The 518-nt window shown below is 37.8% G+C and carries 1 protein-coding gene; it reads right to left on the minus strand.

Features of this window, described 5'->3' with window-relative positions:
- The coding region (locus DMC01_RS12775; protein ID WP_142694544.1) for a DNA-methyltransferase at positions 1 to 518 on the minus strand (518 nt) is incomplete at both ends.

A 518-nucleotide genomic window follows, 5' to 3' on the forward strand; every position in this document is an offset into this window, starting at 1 on the left:
TTATTTAAATGCTTTGCTGCCATTTTGTGAATGCTTAATGTCTCTTGTCCGTCCGTTACCTTGTCGTTTTCAAGTAGGGTGCAAATGAAGTTTTTATTTTTATCATAAAGTTTTTGCCCTTTTTGCAAGAAATTTGCATTTAAAAGCTCTTGCAAACTTACTCTTGGGGGCTTTGTCTCAAGCAAACCCTTGCTAAGGTCATTTTGAATAACATTTACTTGGCGAATGCGGCTTTTAGCGATTTTAACATAGCTTTCATTTTGTTCTATGCCTATGAAATGTCTGCCAAAACGCTTTGCCACAGCCCCTGTCGTGCCTGTGCCAAAAAACGGATCAAGCACAATATCGCCTTCTTTTGAGCTTGATAAAATCACTTTTTCAAGCAAAAGTTCAGGCTTTTGCGTAGAATGCAGCTTTTTGCCATCAAGCCCTTTAAGCCTTTCATTTCCTATGCAAATGCCTATATTCCAAACACTTCGCTCTTGCTTGTCATTGTTTAAATGCTTCATTGTTTTGTA

The organism is Campylobacter troglodytis, assembly GCF_006864425.1.
Lineage (GTDB): Bacteria > Campylobacterota > Campylobacteria > Campylobacterales > Campylobacteraceae > Campylobacter_D > Campylobacter_D troglodytis.